The organism is Paenibacillus sp. FSL H3-0286 (assembly GCF_045040705.1).
Lineage (GTDB): Bacteria > Bacillota > Bacilli > Paenibacillales > Paenibacillaceae > Paenibacillus_AQ > Paenibacillus_AQ odorifer.
The window spans coordinates 3,491,119-3,517,396 of the sequence record NZ_CP150285.1 but is presented as its reverse complement, the minus strand read 5'-3'; the positions used below and the strand labels follow the sequence as shown (position 1 = coordinate 3,517,396).

Genomic DNA, 26,278 nt, shown 5'->3' with positions numbered 1-26,278 from the left:
TTAAAGCTCCTTACTTGATTTATATTGACGGCCTAATTGATCGGCTGCCATAATTGCTGATGCAACCGCATCCTCCGTAATTGGGAACGGCATCGAATGGATAGATTCCTCAGCAATGCAAGCTTTTTTAGCAACCTCAAGCAGTTCCTCATAGGTTACATGCTCAACACCAATATCCGCTAAGCATACTGGGAGGCCAATCGATAGACAGAAGTCCAACACTTCTTTTAATTCAGTCCGGTCTGCATTTTCAAGAACCAATTGAGCAATCGTGCTGAAGGCAACCTTTTCACCATGATAATAATGATGAGTTCCTTCCAAAGCAGTTAACCCATTATGAATCGCATGAATCGCTGCCAAACCACCACTTTCAAACCCAAGACCCGATAAAAGAATATTCGTCTCAATTATATTCTCCAAAGCTGGGGTTACGATATTCATGTCGCAAGCTTGCTTCGCCTTGAATCCATTCTCAAGCAATGTCTCATAGCAGAGCTTCGCAAGTCCCAACGCTGTTACTGTTCCTTTAGCTTCACCGCAAACCCCTTCACGAACTCCGCAAGGTAAACCTGCATTCACATTGGAGTAAGAATTTGCAGTAGCTCTTGCTTCAAAATAGGTTGAAAGTGCATCTCCCATACCTGCCACAAGAAATCTTGTAGGTGCATTGGCAATAACTGTTGTATCAATCATGACTACACTCGGGCTTTGCTTGAAATAAGCATAATCATCGAATTCACCTTCCGGAGTATAGAGCACCGCTGAGTGGCTTGTCGGAGCATCAGTTGCTGCTATCGTTGGAACGATAATCAGCGCTTCTCCTTCAGCTACACATTTTGCCGTATCAATCGCCTTACCTCCACCCAAGCCAATCGTACATGCACATTGATGTTCTTTGGCTAGCGCTTGTAATCTGGCGACTTCTTGTCTTGAGCATTCCCCGTGGAAGCCGCTTTCAACAAGAGTTATATTAAATTTCTGTTTAGTTGACTCCAGTTTGTCTTTCACACGTGTTACATCATCTGGATGGGCAATTAACAAAGCAGAATCACCAAATGTTTTTACGAAGTAACCTAAGTTCAATAATTCATTCTCACCTTGTACATATTTCGTCGGACTGATAAATGCTCTTCTCATTTTTCGTTCCTCCTCAGTTGTTTATAGTTATCATTATAGATTGCTCTAATTTAAGAAACATGAAACAATAAAAGCTTATTAAAGCGTTTTCTTATCGTATTTTTTTGTCATAATCGTGAAAAATCGAACTTTCATGTCATTGTGTTGAATTATTCTGTATAATGTTCATTAAGATTCTATAACTTACATAGGAGAATTTTGTGATGTCAAAATCCCGGTTCAATCTAGAAGAAATTATTGATTTGAAGAAATGGGAAAAGCTCCAGGATTCCTTATCTCTTGTAACCAAAATGGCTATTCTTACTGTTGATTACAAGGGTGTTCCCGTGACCAAGCACAGCTATTGCCAGCCATTCTGTCAAGGTGTGCGCCAGGACTCCCATCTCTCTCAATATTGTCAAAAATGTGATGCCCGCGCTGGGATTGAAGCGGTTCGCCAGAACAAACCGTTTATTTATTTATGTCATTTCAATATTATAGATATCGCGATTCCGATCATTATAGATAATCAATATCTAGGTGCAATTATGGCCGGACAGCTCAAGCTTCGTGAACCTGACGTGCCACAACTGGAGCAAATTGTCTCTCGCCCGCCGAATGTGGAGACGAACATGAAATTTAAAGCACTCAAAGAGGATTACCAGGCACTGCCTGTTTTATCCTACGATGAAGTAACAAAGTGTGTTGAGCTGCTGCTGCAGTTAAGTACCTATATCGTGGAGGAAGCCATTCAAAAGCATACTACTGTGGATTTGTACAAAAAGGTTCTGACCACCAATATAGAAGAACCCGCTTCTGCTGAAGCAATGGACGAGTCAGACCGTACGTATCGAAAAATCCAATCCATACAGCAGGAGTTATCCGGGGCCTTGATCGAGACCAAATTAAAGAATGGTGTACAAAAGTTCGTCTCAGTAAATTCTGTGCTTCAGCCTGCTTTTAATTACATTTATGCACACAAAAATGAGAATTTCAGCCTCAAAGAGATGGCTAAGCTTTGTCATATCAGCCCCAGTTATTTCAGCCGTATTTTCACTAAAGAAACTGGAGAGAATTTCTCCATCTTCATTGCCAGACTCAAGATTGAATGGGCTAAGCAACTGCTGGAATCCACGGATTCCCCGATCAATCAAGTCAGTGATGATTTGGGCTTTTGCGACACGGGCTATTTCATTAAAACCTTCAAAAAATACGAGAACCTCACCCCGGCTGTATATCGGAATATGTATATGAGGCGATCAGCAAAAGAAACCCTCCGTTAATAAAATTAACGAAGGGTTAGTTCCTCATTCCCACCAATGCTTCATTTCACTGAATCCTACATCCCATAACTTCACATTCCCTTTAAGGATAAAGGTTATTTCTTTTACGGTAACTAATGCCGTATTGTTGAGTTCAGCTTGGGAACTATATTGTTCACTGGATTGAAGGATCATGTTACCATCAGCTATAATCATTAGTTCACTGCTAGAATTTTCATTTTGCGGGAATCCAAAGCTGAAATATAACCATACCTCTTTTTTATCACCCAAAGTATAGGTGTATTTTTTAATTTCTTCACCTTCACTGCTGTACAAATTCATTTTTGGTATTATATTTTCACCTGCGATAGTGAAACTGGGAAGATTATGCGTGATAGGCATGCTTCCCGTAAGCTTTTCCAACGTTTGTAATCCCTGCACAGGTCTTTCACTTTTCTTCAGAGTTAAATCAATGATCTCAGAGATTCCCATGATTCCAACCAATAGCACAACAACAGATAATGCCGAAGTAAAAAGTGATCTCCTGGTGATTTCCGGGGAAAATCCAATCTTATATGCACAAAATCCGATCATTGCCCCTAACGTATTGGAGATGACATCGGCTACATCAAAGGAACCCAAAAAAGTTAAAGCTTGAAGACTTTCCAGCATAAAAATTGTTAAGATAAACAAACAAATAAACTTCTTAAAATGTGTACGATACAGCAAAGGGAATAATACGCCAAAAGGAATAAAAGCAGCGATGTTCCCAAAGTCATAAACCCAAGAAAAGGATAGGTCAAAGAGATCAGGAAAAAGAAGCGGAACACTTTCTGGAATCAACATAAACGTATATTCATACTGGCTTGTTGCATGCTCTACTCTATTGAAAGCAAAAAACAAAAAATATAAGATCAACAGTGTATATAAAATAGTTCCTATAATAAGAATCTTTCGTAATTTCACTCCCATAATAACTTCACAATTCCCTCCATATGTCGATGGAAATAGTATATCTCTCCAAAGTGACATTCCCGTGACACTGAAGGTGACGATTTAGTCATTCAAAGATTATATCGACAAAAAGTCATCACCCTTAATTTAAGGTCGATGACTTTTGGTTACATAAATTATCTATTCGAGACTAGTTTCCAGTGCTGGCCAGCAGAACCTGTATTATTTGCTTGAATAATATTTGCCCCCTCTGTCGTCGAACCCTGATCTACTGCCAGAGCTTTTCCACTATTACGATTAATAATATTGTAAAAATCACCTGAGGACTCCAAAGTCCACTGCTGGTCATTCGATCCGTTATCATTCCATTGTACACTTTGAGCACCGTTAGCTAATGAACCTCCTAAAATGCCCAGGTTTTTACGACTATTAGTATTGACCAGCTTCGTATAACCATCAGCTGTGCTGACTACAAACCAATTTTGGTCATGGGATGAAATTCCGCTGGTCCACTGAACCGCCTTCCCTCCATCCGCCATCGAACCTTGATAGATACCCAACACTTTACCACTGTTCTCATTAACCATTCGATAACTGTCCACCATAATATGTCCTTCATCTGGAACCAACTCCCACAGCTGATCAGTGCTGCCTGCATCAGTCTGCTGTATAACTTGGGTACCCTCTTCAGTAGAACCCTGCGCTATACCTAACGTCTGACCACTGTTACGGTTAACAATCTTGTAGTAGTTACCAGAGGCTTGTAAAGTCCACTGCTGGTCATCGGAATGGTTTTCAGTCCATAAAACGGCTTTAGCTCCTTCTGTTGTTGATCCTTCTAATATACCGGCGACCTTTCCACTCTTTGCATTCACAATGGATTTGTAACCGTTAGGAGCATACCCACTTTCCGCTGTGGAAATAAGCCAATATTGATCCAAAGAATTAGTCCCGCTGCTCCATTGGACGAGCGGATTGCCATTCGCAGTTCCACCTTCCAATACACCTAAAGCCTTCCCACTCTTCACATTAATTAATTTGTAGTAACCTACGGACATATCACCATATTTCACCGTGTTTTTCCCACTAAAAAATCCGGCTTGAGGGATAAATAAGCGGCCATTGCTAAGCGGCAGTAGTTGGCGGTTATACCCTGCATCTACGGGCGGATTATATGGAACCCAGCTTCCGGATGCATCCACTCTAGAAGAGTTGATCAGCACTTCTTTTTTTCCTGCAACGTTTAATACGAGTCTCCCATCTCCCAAAGCAGAAATATAGGGACTTCCTCCGTACCCTACAAGAGATCCTACTTCAGTTAGATTCCAGCTCTCAGGATCTGCTGAAATTTTCAAATAATTGGGCACGCCCGGGTATCCGACCATCTCATAGGTCATTGCGTAATTACCATTGCCCAGCTTAGCGATTGTAGGCATTCCTGGACGTAATTTACTGTCTGCAAATGCCACATCAACTACCACAGGTCCCCAGTTCGTACCCTCCAACGTAGTCTGATGAACTAACTTCTGGGCATGGGCAGGATCACGTTCATCTGAATAATAAACAATGAGTTTGTTGTTGTGAACCAAAAAGAAAGGCTCCCAAATGGGATCGTAACCAATATCGTTTCGTCCACCTTCAGCAATGGTGCTTACATATGTCCATGTTCTACCTAAATCATTGCTTTTATATAATTCCAACTTGGTAGCTGCTTTGTTGCTTGGCACAGAATTTCCTGCAAGAAGCATAGTACCTGCAGGCATGTTACCTATAGATTGGGGGAGTTCAAACAATTCAGGGCAATTTAACATTCCCCAACCGTTTTGAGTATCCTCCACTTCTCCAACCTGATTCCAAGTGACACCATTGTCAACGCTTTCATAAATAGGGAAAACAGGGGTGGTATTAGAGGTTTGTTCAAATGTAGCATACATTTTATTATTGTTGATGCCACTATATTTAAGCTGGATTGCCCTAGGTGATAAAGCCCCATAGGATGGTGAATCTGCTGGTGGTACATATAAGACATTAGGACCGAAAGCGTTTACAATATTGCCGTCAAAGCTAATCCCTGTGCCAACCACTGTCACTAAAACCAACAAAAAAGACAAAACCTTCCTCAGTTCTCTTCTCAAAAGTAATTTCTCCTTTACTCTGGTTTTTTTAAACGAATACAGCTTCAATATAATTAATAAACGGATAAATGAGAATGTAATATCTCGACCGGATCATGCAATATGATTACACAAATAGACTCTCATCTTCGATTTCAAGTTTTGAAATTAGAAGAGGCAGATGAACAACCTTTGATAATCAAAAGTTGTTCATCTGCCTCTTAACTTATTAGGAATCTACTTTTTCTTCTTGATGTGGTATCTTTTCATTGTGATAAAGGACGAATTCGTATTTATTCCCCGTTAGTTGATCATTATAAAATACAATTTTACGGTTCAGTATATCCAAGTTTTGTTGCAATGCCTTAATTTCTTGTTCCACTTGTTGCTTACGCTGTTCAAGTAAATTTTTCCGTTCAGGAATTGTCTCGTCCCCCATAGCCCGCCACTCGGTATATTGCTTCAATTCTGCCATCGTCATTCCTGAATCTTTTAAATGAAGCAAAAATTGAACCCAACCTATATCCTGATCTGTATATTCACGTAAATTATTGTCACTTCGATGTGGAGTAAGTAAGCCTTCCAATTCATAATATCTGAGCGTGCTCTTGTTAACACCGACGATTTCTGCAAATTCTCCAATGGAATAAGGCATGATCCCCACCTCCATTTCTAATTTTGTTTCTATTCAAAGGATATACTTAAATTAATAAAAAACCAAATGTCGAAGTATCAATCCATTTTTATGGCTTGCCTTAAAGTGTACTTTAAGGTCTATACTTCATTTTGAAGCAGTTAATCATCGATGAAAGGGATGTTCTTATATGGCTGAAAAACAAACAGCAGGACGAGACTTGTTAGGAGAATTCGCTCCGAAATTTGCTGAACTGAACGATGATATCTTATTCGGTGAAGTGTGGTCAAGAGAGAAAGAATTATCTGCACGTGACCGCAGCATGATTACAGTTTCAGCATTAATATCAGGAGGAAACTTTGAACAATTAACTCCACATCTGCATAAAGCAAAGGCAAACGGAGTCACAAAAGATGAAGTAGCGGAAATCATCACGCACCTTTCGTTTTATGTAGGGTGGCCTAAAGCATGGTCGGCATTTAATATTGCTAAAGAAATTTATAAAAATTAAACGAAAGAGGTTTTTATTATGGCTAATGAGCAACTAAGCAACAGTACTATCTTTCCACTCGGACAAAAGGTTGAAGCTAATTTTATAGGTGATGCATACTTGCAGATGATTTATACTGATGCGACACCTTTGAATGCGCCTATTGGGAACGTAACCTTTGCCCCGGGAGCTCGCAATAACTGGCACTTCCATAAAATCGGACAAGTATTATTAGTTACCGGTGGTGAGGGTTGGTATCAAGAAGAAGGCAAACCAGCTCAATTCCTCCAAAGCGGGGATGTTGTGAATATTCCAGCGAACGTAAAACATTGGCATGGTGCTACAAAAGACAGTTGGTTTGTCCACTTAGCCATTTCACCCGGAGAAACAGAATGGTTAGAACCTGTTGATGGTGAGCTTTATAATCAATTATAAAAAAAACGCATCGAGTCTATAGACTCGATGCGTTTCTTTTCTATATCGTCTTTTTGAGAAAACTAAACTTTATTGCTCAAGAAATTGGTAAACCGCCATCATCTCTTGTTTATTCAACTCACGAATACGATTGAAAATTGGAATATCAGCAACAGCTTCAATATTTAAGCTTTCAGAAATAACGTCACTTACTTTACCCGTTAGCCAAGTTTGAACATCTATACCTTCAACGACTTCCTTACGCCCTTCATCATTGATTCCACTCGCATAACAACTAACACAGGGAATCGTTAATTTATATACGCCATCATGAAGTCCATCTTCCGAAATAACTTTTTTCCCTTTACAGAATGGACAGGGATGGCTTGCTTTAACCTTATTAATTAAGGTGACGATTTTTTTGTAACCAAACGCTTCATAGACATAAGTCAGCTTTTTATATTTTCCATTAGTGAAATACTTATCTATGATATTTTCTCTTGTTTCGTGGATATTGGCAAAATCACAGATCGTAATCCGGTTTTTCATGCTGATGGTTTCGATACTGCCGCTAATGCTGTCCCAGAATGGCAGGGCATTTTGTAACACCATTTCATATTGCGCAAAACTTCCTAACTCTAGTTCAAGTATTTTTAGAGCGACTTGTGTTTCCCTAGGTAATAGAGAGACCTCTTCTGTCAAAACCATATCGCCGCCCACGATGGCTTTCATTTTTTCTAGTACCTGTAATTCGCCAACAGTGCTAATAACTTGATCAAGGGGCATCCCGATAATCTCACGAATATCAGTGTCGCCGTATTTAAGCTTTTTATGATGATTTAATACCGTTCCTTGACAAATTGGACAGGTAATCATTTTTTTGGATGCTTTAATATGCTCTTTAATAATCGATTTCGAGATAACCATATAGTTCCCGATAATGGTATTAAAGCCATCCCAAGTTCTCGAGGCTTTAGCTGCTTTATCATAGAAGGACTTTTCCCAATACCCGTATAAAAAGGTGTGTTTTTCAGCTTCTGTCATCTCATTATAACTTTTGCTAATATCCTGTCCGAGCTCATTCTTTAACTCATCAAAGATGAATTTTATTTTTGGTAATTGATAGAATTTCAGAATCTCCATCGCATCTGGATGTAATGAACCGTCCCAAAAGGGTACGTTCTTGTCCTGAAGAACAATATCAAAGTCAAATTCTTCAATCACACGGCGGCCCTTACAGCTTGGACAATGATTGTCTGATTGATAGAAATCAAAGCTTTTTGTATCTTTATTAGTGGGATGCGCTGCCACAATATGGTTGATCAAGCCACCCATTTCATAAAGGAAAGTAAACTGACTATACAAGTGTCGTTCCAGATCAATGGCGATGACAGGCGCAATCGTATCCGATTCATATTCACCATAAATCAGGCGGGCCATGGAGGATAAGCTTTTTAAGATGCCACCTTTATAGATGTTCTCTGCATTTTTAAAATAGGGGATCTGACTTTCTTTTAAATAGTCAATTCCATTTTGTAGCTGGAGTGTTGAAGAAATGTGCGCAGGTGCCACACTATCAGCAGGATTTTGTTGACGATAATAATCATCATGACTGAGAACATCAAGATGCTCCACAGGTGCAAGCTGTCTTTTGCCAAAATCAACGATAAAATCAGAGTTCTCTAACATATAAGAATTATGTTCAATCATGATTATGGAGACAGATTCATCCTGCAGAATGTCCCTAATGCTGTCAATGAATTGATTTAAAATATTTTGTGATAAACCTTTGGAAGGCTCGTCAAAAATAAAAAGTGTATGTGGATTTCTTGAGCCCGCAAACAGCTCAGAAACTAAATGGACACATTGAAATTCACCCGTGGATAAGGACTGTGTTTTTCGCTCCAACGTCAAATAACCAAGTCCAAGCTTGATCAATAAGCTTAGTCTTTTATGAGCAATGTCCTCATTTGGCAGTTCAACAATAATATCTTCAATCGAGCGCTCAAAAATATCATCAATATCCTCACTGTACTTTGTGAGTTTCCTTTTAATATCAAGAAAAGTGGCAACGGTCGAGCGACTGGTAATCGACTGATTTCGATCTTGCCCTACGATCACCAGCTTATCTTTGGAATAACGCTTTAGAAAATCTTTGACCATACATTCATTAACCAGTGTAGATTTACCACATCCGGACTCACCTGTAAAAGTTACCAGTCTATTTTGAGGAATCTGAATTTGGGCCATTTGAATATTACGACAATAAAGATCATGAAATTGATAATATTCTGCAGGTGCTGCCTGATTTAGTTCTCTATTGATGGGCTCAGGACGTGGTGATTCTTCAACAATTTTCCCGCCATATTTGCCACTGCCAGGTCCAAAGAACAAGTGTTTATCCGCTGTGTCCAGCACGGTGTCAGAATGGTCAATGAGCCAAATTTGATTTTTATATCCCAACTGTTTAATCTCCGCTAAAATCTTCAATAGGGTTTGGTGATCGAGACCCACGGAGATTTCATCAATGATAATCACGGTATTTTCACTTGTTGCCATGAATTCTGCCAAGTAAAGTCGTGTTAATTCTCCGCCTGATAATGTACCCATAATACGATTTAATGTTAAATAACCAATATTCATATTGATTATATTTTTCAGAATTTGTTGTTTACCTTCACTTATTTTTAGAATATCTGCCTGTGATAAAATGGTCTCTATACTTAAGTCGTTTAGATCAGAAATACTCTTTGCTTGATCCAATAATTCAATTTTATATTGTTCAGCTGCTTGATTATAGCGTTTCCCCTGACACTTTTTACACTCGACATTTTTTGTAGTTCCACGACCCTTACAATCAGGACACCAACCCAATTCATTATTAAATGAAAAAACCTCTGGAGAGAGATTATATTGCTCAGCAAGAGTGACACGGATTTCAGTAAACACACCTGTATGTGTGCCAATGGTTGACCGAGGATTTGAAGATATGGATGATCTACCAAGAAAAAGAACAAGTGGCATTGCTTCCATTTTGATCGCACTGAAATTAGTCTCCATAATATTGGGGAATAAATACTGGTATTCAGCTTTTGGCAGTAAGGAAACGAGACGTTTTTTTGATTCTTCCCCAATCGTTTGACAAAAAGTTGTTTTACCAGATCCAGACAAACCAGCAATTCCTAACGACTCATCAACTGGCAGTACCGTTTCTAATCTGTTAATATTGTTCGCAATTAATTGATTTATTTTCATAGTAAGCTCATCTCATCTCCATTCTCTTCATCTAGTATTGCCATGATTTATTCCATTAAAAAGGGCACTTTCCTTGTTCCAGAAAAGCGCCCTATTCTTGAAATTATAATTCTGCTAATACCTTTTCGAGCTGACCACCCATATTTGTCCAAGCATATTTAGCACCTTCGATGGCTCCTTGGCGGGCTTTCGTCTCTTCACTAAATCCTGATTGATCTAAATGGAGATTAACCTTCCCCTCTGAATCTTGACTCAAAGTCCAAGTAACAGTTGTACTTTCTCCCGCACTATTCCAAGTATAAGATAACGTATGCGGCTCATCCACGACGAGTACTTCGCTATCTACAATTCCATCCCACCATTCATTTGGCTCAGCACGGAATTGAAATTTATGACCAACGACGGGTTTAAAATCATTACTCCAGATCCATTTCGCAAGCGTATCCGAATCCGTTAAAGCATTCCATACCTTCTCGATCGAACTTGTAAATTGAAAATCTAATGATACATCTGGTTTCATAGTTATTCCTCCAATATAAGTTTTAATTTATCAATTCTTTGTTTCCAGAATCCTTCATAAAAAGATACCCAATCTTGAATTTCTTTCAAAGGATTGGCATTCAACCGATACCTCGTCTCTCTGCCAACCTTCCGAGCAATTACGAGACCAGCATCTTTAAGTATATTTAAATGCTTCGAAACGGCTGTACGACCCATTTCAAAATGAATCGTTATCTCATACAGAGGTAATTCATCAACATCAGCCAGAATTTGAAGAAGTTTTCGTCTTGTTGGATCCGCAACAGCGTCATAAACATCCCTCACTTGACTATTGTCGCTCACAACCACCCCCACCTTTTCCGTAATATTTCCTGTAATGTCACCTAGTATCCATCATTATTACCTAATAGGACACCATTTGGTGTCTAATTGATTATAAGACACCAAATGGTCACATGTCAACAATTCAGTAAAAAAAGCATTACCAAAAGCAAGTCCAGCTTAGGACTGCTTTTGATAATGCCTCCAGATAAATCATTTCGTTTTACGATTTAATAATTAATCTAATTGTTCTCCATTAGTAGCGATAACATTTTTGTACCAATAAAATGATTTTTTCTTTATACGACGTTTTGTACCTCTGCCCATATCATCTTGGTCCACATAAATGTAACCATAACGTTTGGACATTTGATTTGTTCCTGCACTCACCATATCTATGCAACCCCAGCTTGTGTAGCCCATTACATCTACACCATCTGCAATGGCTTCTTTTATTTGCTTAATATGTTCTTTTAAATAATCAATTCGGCAATCATCCTCTATAACATCGCCTTCTTGTAATACGTCTAAGGCACCTAGGCCATTCTCTGCAACAAGTACCGGCTTTTGATAGAGGTCATACAATTGGTTTATTGCAGTTCGTAAACCCTTAGGATCAATCTGCCAACCCCAATCACTCGATGGTAAATAAGGATTTTTCACTCCGCCTGTAAGCAAATTCCCTTCTGCGCCTTCTATCTTTTCTGGATGTGCACTGACTGCACCAGACATATAGTAGCTAAAGGATACATAATCCACTGGATAGTCTTTCATGATTTGTTCATCCTCGGGCTCTGTTTTCAGAACTATATTTTTTTCTGCAAACATTCGAGCGGTATAAGCCGGATAGTAACCTCTCGCTTGTACATCAGTAAAGAATAAAGAGGTACGTTGTTTATCAACTGTGGCTTGAACGTCGTCAGGATCACAACTATAAGGAACAAGAAGTTGATAACTAACCATACATCCAACCATTGCTTGAGGATTACTTTCTTTACACGCTTTGGTTGCAAGTGCACTTGCGACAAATTGATGATGAGCTCCTTGAAACATTGCTTGTTCAATATTCGGGTGATTTTCTTCGATAACCCCTAAACTTACATATTGGTGGTGTACTACACAGTTAATTTCATTAAAAGTCATCCAATATTTCACTTTATGCTTGTATCTTTCAGCTACAGTGGTTGCATAGCGAACAAAGAAATCTATAACTTTCCGGTTCACCCAACCTCCATACTTAGTTGTTAGATGAAGTGGCATTTCATAATGGGATAAAGTAACAATAGGCTCAATTCCATATTTGTTCAATTCATCAAACACACGATCATAAAATGCAAGACCTTCTTCATTAGGGATTAATTCATCCCCATTTGGAAAAATACGAGTCCAAGCAATGGACATACGGAAGGCTTTAAAACCCATTTCGGCCAATAAAGCAATATCTTCTTTATAGTGGTGATAAAAATCCACCCCATGTCTTTTGGGATAATACTTTTCACTTGCGGGATCTTGTGCTTCTTCTATTTGTTTATGAGTCATGAGGTGCCACTGGTCAGACCAGTTTTTTTTAGGGGTGTTTTCGTCAAAAATATATACATCTGCTAGAGAAAGCCCTTTACCGCCAACATTACTTGCTCCTTCTAGTTGATTGGCAGCTGCTGCTCCTCCCCATAAAAAGTTTTCTGGAAATGTCGTTTTCAATTCAAACATGTGTAAACCCTCCTTGTTGTTAAATAAAACATATGCTACGGATTAAACCTGTTGGATAAGGGCATCTTGTTCTTCTTTATATTTTTGATTATCCATTATTCTAAAGAACGGATAGTAAATAATAAACGCTACTGCAAACAGTACAATTTGTAAGATCATTCCCGAGATACTACCTGTCATCAAATATCCGCCGATAATTAATGGCATTGTTCCCGGAGGCAGTACACCTATTGGCAACGCTACTAATCCAAAATCCATGGAGAGATAGGTTATCAAAACAGTAACAATCGGTGTTATAAGAAATGGGATTAACATCATTGGGTTTAATACGATAGGCATCCCAAAGATTAACGGCTCATTGATATTAAATAGTCCTGGTCCAATCGTCAGTCGACCCATTTGTTTCAGCTGTTTGCTCTTCGCAAAGAATAACATAGCAATCGTTAGTCCTAGAGTTGCACCAGATCCACCGATAAAGATAAGATATCTGAACTCTGCTGTAACAATATTATGGACGGGTGAACCCGCTGCGTAGGCTGCAGCATTTTCTGAGGTCAATTGCAACCAGATAGGCAACATGACAGAACCTACAATGGTGGAACCATGTAATCCGATTGCCCATAATAAGTTGATTAACAAGAACACAACAATTGTTCCCGCTAAGCTTGTTCCAACAGTGGTTAATGGTTGTTGAAGAAGCTTGGCAACAATGGTATGCACGTTATCAAAACCAGTAAAGTTCTCAACAAGTAGGCGAACTCCCCAGACACTCACGATAACAAAGAAACCAGGAATAATCGCTGTAAAGGATTTAGCAACTGTTGGCGGCACACCATCCGGCATTTTAATAACTATATTTTTTTGTACGATTCTGCGATATATTTCTGTTGCGAAGATTGCGGTTAACAATCCTACAAATAAACCTTGACTCGAAAAATAATTCACGTTCATTGCTTTTGTAACAACATCATCTACTGTGAAAGAAGTTGATGGAGTGACCACAAAATATGAACATAATGCCACAGCCCCTGAAGAAAGCGGATCCACTTTATAGCTCTCTGCTAGTCTATATCCCACGGCAAATGTTGCAACTAATGCGACAAGGTTAAATGTACCATTGTACGGATATAGTAAAGCTGTTTTGATATTTGGATGGGCGACCAAGAATTCTAAATAGGCTGGAATTGGCAGGTTTGCTAAGATTAAAAAAATGGAACCGATAATAATAAACGGGATAGTTAAAACCATTGCATCGCGAAGCGCTTGTAAATGCCGCTGACCAGAGATTTTACCTGCAACTGGCATTACCTTATCTTCTAAAAATTTCGTTATTTTATCCATAGTTTCTTGCACGCTCCCGAAGAAGTATTTTCTTATTGCGATGCCACTTCTTTTTGATCCTATTTTGAAAGCTTATAAAGTTCAATGATTTCCGTAACAAGTAAAGAAATGGTCTCTACACTCATTAGTTGGTCTTCAGCATGCATAAGGATCAGTGAGAATTGAAGCTGTTCGCCATTTGCTTCTCTTTTGATTAATGATTTATGCATTTTATGACCTTCTCTAAAAAATTGCTTTGATTCTTCTAATTTTTCTTGTGCCTCTTTAAATTCTCCCTCTTTGGCTGCGTAAAGCGCCTCCATTACTAAGCTTTTAGCTGCGCCTACATTACTGATAATGTTAAAAGCCACAGTATAGTATTCCTCTTTCACTTCATCTACCATTTCTCTCTACTCCTCTCTTATCTCTATTTACTTTCAATTAATTGCAAGGCTTGTTCAAGTACTTTTTCACCGTTCATCATTCCGTAATTCAACATATCAATAGCTTCTATAGGAATGTTTTTATCTGCTAATCTTGTTTCTAATTGCTTTTTCATATATTTCACCTGAGGTCCTAACAATAAGACATCAACCTTTTTCTCTTGCAAAGTAATATCAATTTCAGATGCTGATTTAGCAAAAACATCGACATCCAACCCTTTTTCTTCAACAACCTTCTGCATTTTTGTTACTAAAAGGCTTGTACTCATTCCTGCTGAACACACTAACATAATTGTATTCATATTGACTTCCCCCTAAAATTATCATTTATTGAACACCTTTAGTGTAAACTTAAATCGCTTTCTTTTTAAGCTAACCTTTTTCCAAATCAACAGGAAACGGTTACATTGCAAATAGTAAGGCAGTACCTAATTTCTCACTCACTCTAGTTTAGTAATTGTATAATTTCTTCCACAGACTCCTTAGCAAGGATCTGCACAACAATCTCTTTATCCTCTATCAATGATCCTAGCTTTTTATACATTTTATCTAGGTCGACATTGTTTCCTTCTTTAATGTTTAATAAACAAATTAATTGCACCATTTGCTTATCATTCCAACGAATAGGACGTTTTAACGTACAGATTGTCCAAAAGGTTTCCGAGGTAACAGGAAGTGAAGGATGTGGAACAGCGACAAGATTTCCAAAACTAGTGGGTGCATAGGACTCTCTTTCAACTACTAAGGATTCATAATGCTCTGGTACAAGTCCTTGTTTTGTTAGCTCATTGCTTAAAAAATGAATCACACTTTCCTTTGTGGTAAATTCTTTTTTCACGAATACTCTAGATGCGTCAAGGTAAGAATGAGTTTCTGCCACCTGTTCTGAAGACAGTAAGACGTCCTTGATTCTTTTGAGGTCTTTAGCTTCTAGAAAGGTATTTACAACATAGACGGGAATACCTATATCTTCATTGATCGGAACTGTACTGATAATAAAATCAATCGAGGATAGGTCCGTTTCTGCTAATTTGTAAAAACTAATTGTGTCTACAATCTGCAATAGATTCTCAAATGAATTGATCAATCGGTAATAAAGTAATTTGGCACTTCCAACACCAGACGCACATACAAGAATAACTCGTTTTATTTTTTTGTTTTTATTTTTCATTCTTTCTAAAGCAACCCCAATGTGCAAGGCAATGTAAGCAACCTCATGTTCTCCAACTTCTGAATCCAAATAGTAGTTAATACATTTACTCGCAATAAGTGCTCCTTCGAATGCGGCTGGAAAACTCGTCTTAATATCATTTAACAGAGGATTTCTAAAATTCATGTTGTATCTTAATCTATTCATCGCAGGCCTAATGTGAAGGGTCAGGGCTTGAATAAATTCATGGTCATGGCCAAAATCCCAATTCAACTCAGTTTGTAAACTTTTCAAAATACAGCTGACAATGGAGTCCACTTCATCGAACTTACTGTACTCCGTTAGATTTTCTTTCGGCAGCAATTTTGTTCCAACCAAATGGATGATAATATAATTAATCTCTGAATCGGAAAAGAGCAGATCCGTGAAATCTTCTATGTCTTTAACAATTTCATGGGCAACAATTTTTTCAAAAGGATACTCTTCCATAAGATTTACCGACGGTTGTTCGATTAAAAATCCCTCTTCGATACGTTTACAAGCTATTATTAAGTGAATAGCGAGGTTTTCCAAGGAAATATCTGAAATCTCAATTTTGTATTTATTTACTTTGCCGATGATTATTTCTTTGATTTTCGTGTATACCTCTTTGTCAAACAAAGTAAAGTTATCGAAAGTTGGATCGGAGTTTTCTTCTCTTTTGTATAAAAAATTAGACAAACATATTCGTTTCTTAAATTCATCGCCCTCTATAAACAGGCCATAATGAGGCCGATTAACTAAATTCAGGTTGTATTTTTCCAGTATCTTACGCACTTCTTTTAGATCGTTTTGGATTGTCGATTTAGATACAAACATCTCATCTTCAATAGTGGCCAACTTGATATACTTATTTTCTAATAAAAACCGACTCAACAAATAAAGAACCCTATTATCTTGTTCAGAAAAGTCTACTGTAGAAGGATTGATTTTATCATTAGTTAACTCATTTAATTTTTGGGAAAATATATCTTTATCGAAGACTCTTACAACGAAGCCCTTCCCACGAATTAACTCTATTTTTAGTCCTACTATGGCGGATATATTTTGTAACTCTTTCAAATCATTACGGATCGTTCGATCGCTAACATTCAGTTCTTTAGCAATCCATGCAGCTGTGACAGGTTGATTAGAATTAATTAAGTATAAAAGTATTTCTTTTTGCCGTTTTGAAAACAATTGTATCCCTCTTTCTTATCCAGAGTATGAATATGAGCTAATATTAACTGAAGCATACATTTACATACATTTGCTCATTTTTTTATATCGGTTACAATATCACTTCCTAAGAAAATTTGATAGTGTTCTTACAGTAACATAAGAAACAGGCGTCCTCATTTAAGAAGACACCTGTTTAAATTTCAGCTTCGTTTGACGAGTCATGGCAAGAAATTTGCGGGTTAACTCAACTTCTGCTGCAGTATAATTGCTAGCTCTTCTGCTGAATCCCACACAATAGGACGAATATCCTTAAGCTGTACAAAAAGTTTATCCGCCTCAATACTGTTTACGGTCCATAATACGGGTATGTTTAAACCAAGTGCATATCCCGCTGAAAAATACACCTCTGGGGATTGCCCCGTTAAATCTGCGATAATCAGTTTGCTTTCTGCGATTTGATCCAACTCGTATTTTTCGCCGTTTTGAGTTTTCGTATGTGTTAATAAGCGCGGCAGGAAACCACACTGTTCTATTTTGGGCAATAACTTCTCCAGCCATGTTGTAGACAAATTTTCTTCATCCGACACGAGCACGAGACAAGGTTTTAGTTTTTTACCTCCAGCGCTTTCCGCAGCTTCATTCCAGCCGGTTTCAGTAAGCTTAAAGGTCATGCCTTCCCTGATCAGAAGCTGATCACTTATCAACTTGTCTATGATGTATACCAGCTCTTGCAGATTGGGAGAATACGTCAAGTTATAGCTGCTAGAGAGGGGTTGAATGACAACCGCTTCCCCCGGGCCTTCAGAATGTCTATATAAATATTGCAGTAGACGGTTTCCTTTATCTTCAATGCTCACAGGTATTTTGGGTGAATTTACAATGGACTCTAAATCATCAGCAGATATAGTGATCTTTTCATCACAATCAGTCAGCTCACGTATGTAAGCAGATACTACATGAAGCATGTCGCGTTTCTTTTGATGCGGGAGCGAATTAATGGGTTCGTAGCTGTCTCTACGTAGACTATAAAACCCGCCTGGTGAACAAGAACAGCCTATATATCTATCGTTATCGCCTTCTGGTTCAATGGAAACAATCTCATCACAGAACAAACAGTGTTTCTTAATCATGACAACTCTTCACCTCTTATTAAGTGTTAGCCTCTACCTTACCAAGATTTTTTTGAAAAGTAGACAAGAAGATATTTCCTGTAGCAAGTTATCCCAAGGCGTAAACGTATTATTTCGAGGCTCGAATGTAGATTTTATTCAATAAAAAACCGACATAAGAATCAGCTAAAAAACTGAATCTTAGGTCGGTTAATATAGGCTTGGAGCCGGCATTTAGGATTGTGATAAACCTTCTATAACTTTATCAATATTCCATTTGATCATCTTAATGTATGTGTCGCCCTCTTCGCCTTTCTTAGCTAAAGAATCGGTGAAAATCTTAGAGTGTATCGGTACTCCCGTTTCATTTGCGATAGTTTCCATTGTTTTTGGATTTACGCTAGTTTCCAGAAATAATGCAGGCACTTGATTTTCATCAATGATCTTAATTATGTTTTTCATTTGTTCAGGCGTTCCTTGACTATCCGTATTGATCTCCCAGATAAAAGCTGATTCAAATCCGTAAGCTTTGGAAAAATATTTGAATGCTCCTTCGCTGGTAACAAGGATACGTTTCTCTTGTGGAATTTTTTCGACCGCTTCTTTTGCATATTGATCCAATTCATTCAGTTTCTTAACATATTCCGATTGATTATTAAGATAAAATTCTTTGTTGTCGGGATCTTTTTCGATTACACGTTTTGTGATGATATCTACATATTTTATTGAATTCTGAATATCCAGCCAGGCATGAGGATCTACCTGTGTTTCTTTTCCTTTTTCTGTTAGGTACATTGGAGATACTTCATCTGAGACTGCAAAAGCAACATCCTTTTTATTAGTCACATCTAGAAGATCTTGAAACCACCCCTTACCTGTTTCTAGGTTCAAACCGTTATAAAACACTAAATCTGCGCTAGAAACCTTACTTGTATCCTTGGGTAATGGATCGTACATATGCGGATCTGTTCCGATGGGTACCATACTGTAAACTTCAGCTTTCTCCCCTACAATGTTTTCGGTCATATCAGCGATAATGGAGTACGTTGCAACAATCTGCAGCTTATCATGGTCTGCATCTCCTTCACTAATCTTTGAGCATGCGGTAAGAAGTACGATAAACATTGTCAAAGAGAGTATTTTTATGGTCTTCATCCTTGTTTCAACCCTTTCCTGAAAAAATTATTTTTGGGTGAGATTATAAATGAAATTCCGAACATGCTTACGCCGACCAGAACAATCGTGGCACTTGTAGGTAAATTGAATTTAAAGCTTACAATTACACCTATAATCCCTGATACAGCGCCAATTGTAGAAGCCAGGATAATCATGTGGAACAGCTTATTCGTCCAGAGATAGGATGTAGCAGCCGGAATAACCAGCATTGCAATCACAAGCACAATTCCTACTTGAGATAACGAAGATACGGTAACCACAGATAGGAGCATCATCAATAAATAATGATAGAACCCTGTTTTTAACCCATAGGCTTTGGAAACAACCGGATCAAACGAACTCATTAAAAGCTCTTTATACAGCAATGAAATGATGGCAATAACAACAATCATAATAATAAAGGACTGCATTAACTCCGACTGTGGGACGGCCAGAATATTACCAAACAGAATGTGAGTTAGATCAAGCCCGCTTTTGGCAAAAGTAATTAGGACGATACCTAGCGCAAAAAATGAGCTGAGAATAATGCCGATAGAGGTGTCACTTTTAATATTGCTGCGACTTGTAATAAATTGAATGAGAACCGCTGCTAATAGTCCAAATAGTGAAGCTCCAAGAAGAATGTTGATTCCTAAGATATAAGATAACGCCACCCCGGGTAACACCGCATGTGATAACGCATCTCCCATTAATGACATCTTTCTAAGTACAATAAAGCTTCCTAAAACCCCTGATACAATTCCAAGAATGATAGCAGATAATCCCGCGTTAAGTGCATATATCGGAATGTTTAATACTCCTGAGAAATAATCAATCATGATCTGTCGCCCCCATCCCTTTGATCACCAGATTACCTAAGGAGGCACCATAGGCGCTGAGGATATTCTCTGGCGTAAAGGTGTCTTTAACGTCACCAAAAGCAATTAATTTCTTATTGAGAATGATGACTTTGTCAAAATATTCTTCGACCTCATGCAAATCGTGATGAACAATGAGTATGGTTTTCCCTTCTTCGCGAAGTTGTTTTAGCAGCTTTACAATGATTTTCTCACTGACTAAATCTATGCCTACAAAAGGTTCATCTAAAAAAAATACATTTGCTTGTTGTGCAAGTGCCCTGGCGATAAAAACTCTTTGGAGTTGTCCCCCGGACAGATTGCTGATTTGTTTATTCGCAAGATCACTTATATCCACCATCGCCATACATTCCTTGACTCTTTGCCGCTCTGTTTTTCCGGGACGCTGGAAGATTCGCAAATTAGGGTAAGTTCCAGTCAGCACTGTATCCCTTACCGTGATTGGAAAAGAAAGATCAATGTCATTCTTTTGCGGCACATATGCGATCTTCCGTTTGTACTCAGAAATATCTTTTCCCTCCACCATAACTGATCCTGTTCTCTTCTTTATCACCTCTAGCAATGACTTGATGAATGTAGATTTTCCCGCACCATTTGGTCCGATAATTCCGATTGTATACCCAAAGGGGATATCAATATTTACATTTTCTAGTGCAGAATTACCGAAATAATCTACGTTTAGGTTTCTGATTTCAATCATAAAAAAACTCCTTATCTCTGTTAAGTTCATATGTAGCACTGTTCTGTTCATCCTGTTAATTTATTTCCCAATAGAAACAATGATTCCTTTGATCCAATTTGTTTCCCTAGGTAAACTTTTATTCTTATATACAATATATTTACCCGAGGGCAATATGTCAACAACATTCCTTAAATCAACAAAAAAAAGAACCCAAGTGATTTGAGTTCTTTTGCATTATTTCAATATAAAAATCTCATAGTTGCAGTAGTTTTAAACATCTAGGCTGCATCAAATAACCTCCTGTAATACCCTCTGCCTGCAATTGAATCGTATATTCTCCTGCCGTGGGGAAATACAGCTCACCTACTTGAAAGCTTTGAAAATTACTAACTCCATCAGTAGAATGAACTTTAGCTTGTAAAATTTGATCCGCTGCCTTGATGAGGTAGACTCCGCCACCACCATTCTCTCCTTCTTCGCTGCGATATTCGATACTAACCTGAAATCTTACCGGACCTAATGTCCGGACATGCCAAATTGCGGTATCCTCTCTATCCTTCCAGTCCAACAGATTATCATGGTCTTTTTTTCCTGTATCGTAACGGAGGGTTGGACCAACGATCTCACTTTCAAATACCCCTAATTCTTGTAAGGTATCTTCTCCAAATTCCAATAATCGGACTGGATTACCTTCTACAGGTTCTGCACAGACAATTGCGATGACCAGCGGCATGTTGTTAGAATTTTCGGCAAAGTTCGGTAAGCTGGGGAGTTCGACTTCCAGATCCTGCTCAGATAGCTTTGTGAAAATCAGCTCCTCCCCTCCATCTAAAGCAAATACCTTTTGAACAGCGGTCTTCAGACCGGGGACGATTAGCTTATTTCTCTTCTTAAGATCGAAAACATGCAGATATAATGTGTTTCCTTTCAGAGTGCATCTGCCCCATGACGGTTTGGCTGTGGGCGATTCTCCAGCACCGTAAATGCTATCCCCATTGGTATTTAACCAATCTCCTACATCAAGCAAAATGGATTCGGATACCGGATCCCATTCCCCTGTTGCTGTTGGGCCGATATTGATTACCAGATTTCCATTTTTACTTACAACATCGATGATCTGGCGGATGATAGTTACAGGGGATTTCCAATGGTGATCGGATCTCTTATACCCCCATGAGTCGTTTAACGTAATAATATTCTCCCAGTACTTACCAAGGTTACGAGTCGTAAGTTGATTATCAGATGTATTTGAATAATCTCCAAGTGGTGCTTTCCATACTCTGCTATTGACCAAACATTCTGGCTGAATTGCATGAACCGCCGCCAAAAACGCTTCTCCTTGCTCACGGGTCAGTTTGCCTCCGCAATCAAACCACATTAAACCAACTTTGCCGTAGTCCGTCAGCAGCTCACGGACTTGAGGGATTGATTTGCTGTGCAAATATCGTTCAAAGCGGGTGCGTTTATCGGTATCATTTATCCACGTTTGAACGTCATCGTAAGCGCCGATATTCAGTGGATAATCCCAGGTATTCCCTTGAGAGTCTGGATCATGCCAATCCATCGCATGAGAGTAGTAAATTCCGAGTACCATTTTTTCCGCACGACATGCCTCCATTAGTTCGCGAAGGGGATCACGGCCCAATGAGGTGTGCTTGACGATCGAATATTCGGATACACTTGAGTCATACATCGCGAAGCCGTCGTGATGTTTAGCTGTAAAGATGATATATTTTAGGCCAGCACGCTTGGCAGTCCGTACCCACTTCATTGCATCAAAAGCTGATGGATTGAACGCTGCGGCCATTTCCTCATATTCAGCCACTGGGATCTTCGCGCGTAGCATAATATGCTCACTGTAAGAAGCTTGTATTTCTTTTCCCTTCCATTCACCCGCAGGCAGGGCATAAGGGCCCCAGTGAATAAACAAGCCGAGCCTGGCTTCCTGCCACCATTCCATACGCCGAGCCTGCTCGTTATCTATCGGAGTTTCGACCGACTGTATACTATACGGATCATCGAGAAGGTTTTCTGTTGTTTTTCCGTTCCTTACCATAACTGAAGAACGGCTCCGCGGAGTTTAGATACAGCCTCGACGAAGAAATAATCGCCATAGATCAGTGGCGTATCAATGTGCACACCCCCTGGAAGATTGGATGTTCCAGAAAGAATCAAGCCCTCCTCTTCCGGAATGTCCCAAGTCCCATAATTCTCATAAAGTGAGCGAACGATTTGTTCTGCGGCTCGCAGGTAAAAAGAGGCTTCCGCCTGTGGTACGATCTTTGCCAGCTCAATCAAGCCACATGCCGCACATGCACCAGCAGAGGTATCACGCGGCTTTTCGCCTGCATCAGGTGCCCTGAAATCCCAGTGAGGTACATGATCCTCCGGAAGATTAGCTAAGAAGAAGTGCGCAGCTCTTTTAGCTCCCGTTAGAAACTTATTCTCTCCGGTATAGTGAAAAGACAAAGTAAGACCGTAAATCATCCATGCGCTGCCCCGTGCCCAAGCGGATTCTTCCGCATAACCTTGGCCGGCCATAGCGCCGATTTTTTCGCCTGATTCCGGGTTGAACTCCAGAATATGATAACTTGATCCATCCGGACGTAAAAAATGCTCAACTACCGTTTCCGCATGCGCAGCGGCGATATGCCGGAAACGCGGATCCTCTGTAACTTCCGATGCCCAGTATAGTAAGGGCAGATTCATTACAGTATCAATGATGGACCATCCCGCCCGGTTTATCTTCTCCGTGTCATGCCAGGCTCTGATAAATGACCCTTTCAGGTTAAAGCGGCTGGCCAGTTGAGCAGCAGCCATCAACCCGCGCTGCTTGGAGCGTTCATTACCAGTCACTCGGTAATTGGCCAAAGCTGAGAGTGTCCATATAAAACCAGCATCATGATGTACGGTAAGGGCATAAAGAGGTTCATCCAATTTCTCTTCAATTTGCTCGGCGATTTCTTGCAGCGCCGGATGATTACCTTCTGCGGCAATCTGCCACAAAATACCCGGCCAGAACCCTGCTGTCCACCACGATGGACGCATGTTGTCGTATACTCCGCTTACGGAAGCATGCGGAAAACTAACACCAATTCGCTTACTAGTCTTTTCCACTTTATTTACAATTTGTTGCCAAGCGCCATCCGCCCATTCCAGAGTAGACTCCGAAATTACCAGTCCGCGAGTTTGTTGAGTTGGTATAACTTCACTCATTTTAGTTCCTCCTGTAAACACTGATAATATTTATGAAATTTAATTTCTTAAAGCGTTGTCCGTAGTGGAATTACCATATTCCAAGTGTGCTTCGCATTTCGAAACCCTCCCGGTCCATCTGCTACTGCAGCGAATAAATGGGTAGGGACCCCTTCTTGAAATAATAGGAACGGACGTTCAAAGCTGCCCATCCACTGCTCTGTGCCGTCCTCCCAGAGTACCCGCCGGGAATACGATTGCGTTGAATCAGCCAGCTGCCAGTCGGTTCCATCCGTAGATGATGCAAATATCCCACCGTGCTTTTCTCCACATATCCGGCCATCCATATCCTTGGCGATCATTTGGTACCCGTCCGTGGTCCGCCAGATAAATGGATCTTCAATATGAGACCGCTCTGGTGGAAACAGCGGTGCGTTGTTAATTACTTTATATGGCCCTTCGTCCTTAGATGAACCGGCAATGCCAAGCGTCATCTGTCCATAGGAATTGCCCTCATATTTGCGGGCTTTATATACCAATAGCAAGGAGCCATCTTCGCGGATACAAGGAGCCGGATTGGATGTGAGAAAGCTGTCGAACCTGCCCGGACGTGTAGGCAGAATAGGTGCGTCCATCCTTATCCATGGTCCGAATACACTGTCGGCTATAGCTAAGCCAACACGTTTGTTGGCACGAGCGGCAATCACCCGATAGTCGTCAAATTCCACTGTTTCATTAGGCTGCGGCTCAGCGAATGGATGAGTGGAACCCATATAATACAACAGATACTTATCACCATAACGAAGGATATGCGGATTATGGGTGCTTCGTCCGTCCCAGTATTCCGCTCCCCTTGCGGGTAGTACGGTTTCTTCGTACGTATAAGGTCCTTCCGCGTTATCGGCAGATGCGCGGACAATTTCTGAGCGGAGTAACCATCCCGGATGCATCGGCAGCCACTTCGGCCAACGGGATGCAAATAAATGAAAACGCCCATCCTCGCCACGCACAGCTGATCCGCACCACACCCACCAATCCTCCATGCGGAACCCTCCGTTCAAAGGAGCAGGCAACATTCGGTCCATCAATGAAAAAGTCATTTTCTCCCTCCACGGCTTATTGCTTTACATCTGTTAGTCCATAACGTTTAGCAGCACTGCCATGTAGCCATTCCGCCGCAATATTCAGCGCCTCCTCCCGGCTGATCCAGCCTTCCGCTATTTGACTTTCCAAAAAGCGCGCAAGTATTTTTTTAACGATCAGCAGCTTGCCATATGTCCATTCGATACAGCGCGCATCCGAGACAATGAGCGAACACTTGAGCGGGGCGAGTGCCTCTAACCGATACTGCATGCTCTGCAAATAGGTACTGGGTCTGAAGTTATACCACCACATCCCACCTACATGAACGTTAGGGAAATTCCATCCAGCCTGCACAATATCCAGGTTATTTAATTCTGAAGCCACCACCAGCTCAAACGGAATGGAATACCGTTCAAACAAACCATACAGTTTAACAATCCGTAGCGGATCGTTAACTGGCGCAGCCGATGTATTACACCATCTGCGTTCGACGCCGAGAAACAGCTGCAAGAACATTCCTCTTACTTGCAGTTCTGAACAGATATGATGAAGGAGCAGCATCATGATTTCATCCGGACCAGTTACGCTGCTAAGATTGTAAACATCATGAGCATTGGCTTCAAAGGCTGGCAACGTAGTCATGATTCCCGGACAGCCCATCGTCTGATATGAGTGCAACTGCTCGCTAATAAACTTTTTCGCTTGAGTATAAGCCGCTTCCCGGCTGGGATCAGAGGCATCTGCAATATTCTTTGCCAGCTCAGGCAGCCAGGAGTCAATTCGAGGAATCAGTAGAGCATTTTCTCTCATGTGTGCAAAGTTGGCATGCTCCGGACGGTTTACAATAAACCGCTGCACATGCAGACGGTCAGCTACGTTTTGCGCCCAGCCGGGATCGTTACTTTGCTGTTTAACCGTTATATCCGCTTTGAACACCGACTCTGAATCAGTGATGGAGATACCGTACAAATCTTTCATGATTGCTGTAAAAGCACGATTCATCATCGTATTACGGGAAGCGTGGTAAGCTCTAACAAAAGAGTCAGTCCGTTTCTCTTTCGAAAGTTGGTCCGCATCCGCCGGATATCCTGCTGACTGAAGCTCTTGGTTCAACCAGAAATAATCGGCTATTTCCCAGAAGTCAGCCGCGTTTAGCTTATCGCCGACGAGATGGGTATGTGTATCGATTACAGGCATACGCATGATTTCATCACACAAAGCAGTTTGACTCATCATACTCCCTCCTAACTGGCAGGAAGCCCTTCGAATGAAGAGGCTTCCTGAGAATCTTT

At 40.1% G+C, this 26,278-nt stretch carries 23 protein-coding genes; 3 read left to right on the top strand and 20 right to left on the bottom strand.

Annotated features, from left to right (window positions below):
• Positions 1-1,137: a glycerol dehydrogenase gene (locus tag MHB37_RS15905; protein WP_076125622.1), complete on the bottom strand. Its 1,137-nt coding sequence runs from the start codon at positions 1,135-1,137 to the stop codon at positions 1-3.
• 203 nt (positions 1,138-1,340) lie between these two features.
• Between MHB37_RS15905 and MHB37_RS15900 the strand changes: the two genes are divergently transcribed.
• Complete coding sequence (locus MHB37_RS15900) at positions 1,341-2,399, top strand: PocR ligand-binding domain-containing protein (RefSeq protein WP_076217596.1); 1,059 nt, start codon at positions 1,341-1,343, stop codon at positions 2,397-2,399.
• A gap of 24 nt (positions 2,400-2,423) precedes the next feature.
• On the opposite strand, the gene MHB37_RS15895 is transcribed toward MHB37_RS15900, so the two are convergent.
• The 3 genes from MHB37_RS15895 to MHB37_RS15885 all read right to left on the bottom strand — a co-directional run bounded on the left by MHB37_RS15895 (position 2,424) and on the right by MHB37_RS15885 (position 6,101).
• Entirely contained in the window at positions 2,424-3,350 is a 927-nt protein-coding gene (locus tag MHB37_RS15895) for a VanZ family protein (protein ID WP_076280638.1), read from the bottom strand.
• 158 nt (positions 3,351-3,508) lie between these two features.
• A complete protein-coding gene (locus MHB37_RS15890) occupies positions 3,509-5,467 on the bottom strand; it encodes an RICIN domain-containing protein (protein WP_405169572.1) in 1,959 nt (652 codons plus the stop codon).
• A gap of 208 nt (positions 5,468-5,675) precedes the next feature.
• Entirely contained in the window at positions 5,676-6,101 is a 426-nt protein-coding gene (locus tag MHB37_RS15885; RefSeq protein ID WP_076276522.1) for a MerR family transcriptional regulator, read from the bottom strand.
• 169 nt (positions 6,102-6,270) lie between these two features.
• On the opposite strand from MHB37_RS15885, the gene MHB37_RS15880 reads away from it, so the two are divergent.
• A complete protein-coding gene (locus MHB37_RS15880; RefSeq protein WP_076276521.1) occupies positions 6,271-6,591 on the top strand; it encodes a carboxymuconolactone decarboxylase family protein in 321 nt (106 codons plus the stop codon).
• An 18-nt stretch (positions 6,592-6,609) separates the two neighbouring features.
• Positions 6,610-7,005 carry a cupin domain-containing protein gene (locus MHB37_RS15875; RefSeq protein WP_076217591.1) on the top strand — a complete coding sequence of 132 codons (396 nt, stop codon included), beginning with the start codon at positions 6,610-6,612 and terminating at the stop codon, positions 7,003-7,005.
• A 69-nt stretch (positions 7,006-7,074) separates the two neighbouring features.
• Here the strand turns inward: MHB37_RS15875 and MHB37_RS15870 are convergent, their stop codons facing one another.
• The 16 genes from MHB37_RS15870 to MHB37_RS15795 form a co-directional block, all read right to left on the bottom strand.
• The gene (locus tag MHB37_RS15870; protein ID WP_405169571.1) at positions 7,075-10,239 is read right to left on the bottom strand and encodes an ATP-binding cassette domain-containing protein; all 3,165 of its coding nucleotides are present in this window, start codon (positions 10,237-10,239) and stop codon (positions 7,075-7,077) included.
• A 103-nt stretch (positions 10,240-10,342) separates the two neighbouring features.
• The gene (locus MHB37_RS15865) at positions 10,343-10,759 is read right to left on the bottom strand and encodes an SRPBCC domain-containing protein (protein ID WP_076125634.1); all 417 of its coding nucleotides are present in this window, start codon (positions 10,757-10,759) and stop codon (positions 10,343-10,345) included.
• A 2-nt stretch (positions 10,760-10,761) separates the two neighbouring features.
• Complete coding sequence (locus MHB37_RS15860; protein ID WP_038571021.1) at positions 10,762-11,082, bottom strand: helix-turn-helix transcriptional regulator; 321 nt, start codon at positions 11,080-11,082, stop codon at positions 10,762-10,764.
• Positions 11,083-11,298: 216 nt separating this feature from the next.
• The gene (locus tag MHB37_RS15855) at positions 11,299-12,771 is read right to left on the bottom strand and encodes a glycoside hydrolase family 1 protein (RefSeq protein WP_405169570.1); all 1,473 of its coding nucleotides are present in this window, start codon (positions 12,769-12,771) and stop codon (positions 11,299-11,301) included.
• A 42-nt stretch (positions 12,772-12,813) separates the two neighbouring features.
• Complete coding sequence (gene celB / locus MHB37_RS15850) at positions 12,814-14,112, bottom strand: PTS cellobiose transporter subunit IIC (RefSeq protein WP_340034542.1); 1,299 nt, start codon at positions 14,110-14,112, stop codon at positions 12,814-12,816.
• Between the two features lie 59 nt (positions 14,113-14,171).
• On the bottom strand, positions 14,172-14,495 hold the full coding sequence (locus MHB37_RS15845) for a PTS lactose/cellobiose transporter subunit IIA (protein ID WP_051490993.1): 324 nt from the start codon (positions 14,493-14,495) through the stop codon (positions 14,172-14,174).
• A 23-nt stretch (positions 14,496-14,518) separates the two neighbouring features.
• Positions 14,519-14,836, bottom strand: a complete 318-nt coding sequence (locus tag MHB37_RS15840) for a PTS sugar transporter subunit IIB (protein WP_036677859.1) — start codon at positions 14,834-14,836, stop codon at positions 14,519-14,521.
• A gap of 143 nt (positions 14,837-14,979) precedes the next feature.
• Positions 14,980-16,902: a BglG family transcription antiterminator gene (locus MHB37_RS15835; RefSeq protein ID WP_405169569.1), complete on the bottom strand. Its 1,923-nt coding sequence runs from the start codon at positions 16,900-16,902 to the stop codon at positions 14,980-14,982.
• A 221-nt stretch (positions 16,903-17,123) separates the two neighbouring features.
• Positions 17,124-18,014 (bottom strand): hypothetical protein, encoded by an 891-nt coding sequence (locus tag MHB37_RS15830; RefSeq protein ID WP_036677862.1) that lies wholly within the window; start codon positions 18,012-18,014, stop codon positions 17,124-17,126.
• Positions 18,015-18,227: 213 nt separating this feature from the next.
• Positions 18,228-19,148 carry a metal ABC transporter substrate-binding protein gene (locus MHB37_RS15825; RefSeq protein ID WP_036677864.1) on the bottom strand — a complete coding sequence of 307 codons (921 nt, stop codon included), beginning with the start codon at positions 19,146-19,148 and terminating at the stop codon, positions 18,228-18,230.
• The gene (locus MHB37_RS15820; protein ID WP_036677866.1) at positions 19,145-19,987 is read right to left on the bottom strand and encodes a metal ABC transporter permease; all 843 of its coding nucleotides are present in this window, start codon (positions 19,985-19,987) and stop codon (positions 19,145-19,147) included. Before MHB37_RS15820 ends, MHB37_RS15825 begins: the two co-directional genes overlap by 4 nt.
• A complete protein-coding gene (locus MHB37_RS15815; RefSeq protein WP_405169607.1) occupies positions 19,980-20,723 on the bottom strand; it encodes a metal ABC transporter ATP-binding protein in 744 nt (247 codons plus the stop codon). The genes MHB37_RS15820 and MHB37_RS15815 overlap by 8 nt, the downstream gene beginning before the upstream one ends.
• Positions 20,724-20,961: 238 nt before the next feature.
• The gene (locus MHB37_RS15810) at positions 20,962-22,764 is read right to left on the bottom strand and encodes an alpha-L-fucosidase (protein ID WP_405169568.1); all 1,803 of its coding nucleotides are present in this window, start codon (positions 22,762-22,764) and stop codon (positions 20,962-20,964) included.
• A complete protein-coding gene (locus MHB37_RS15805; RefSeq protein WP_076190378.1) occupies positions 22,758-23,924 on the bottom strand; it encodes a glycoside hydrolase family 88 protein in 1,167 nt (388 codons plus the stop codon). Before MHB37_RS15805 ends, MHB37_RS15810 begins: the two co-directional genes overlap by 7 nt.
• A 47-nt stretch (positions 23,925-23,971) precedes the next feature.
• The gene (locus MHB37_RS15800; RefSeq protein WP_405169567.1) at positions 23,972-25,003 is read right to left on the bottom strand and encodes a glycoside hydrolase family protein; all 1,032 of its coding nucleotides are present in this window, start codon (positions 25,001-25,003) and stop codon (positions 23,972-23,974) included.
• Between the two features lie 16 nt (positions 25,004-25,019).
• On the bottom strand, positions 25,020-26,222 hold the full coding sequence (locus MHB37_RS15795; protein WP_405169566.1) for a glucuronate isomerase: 1,203 nt from the start codon (positions 26,220-26,222) through the stop codon (positions 25,020-25,022).
• Positions 26,223-26,278 lie beyond the last annotated feature (56 nt).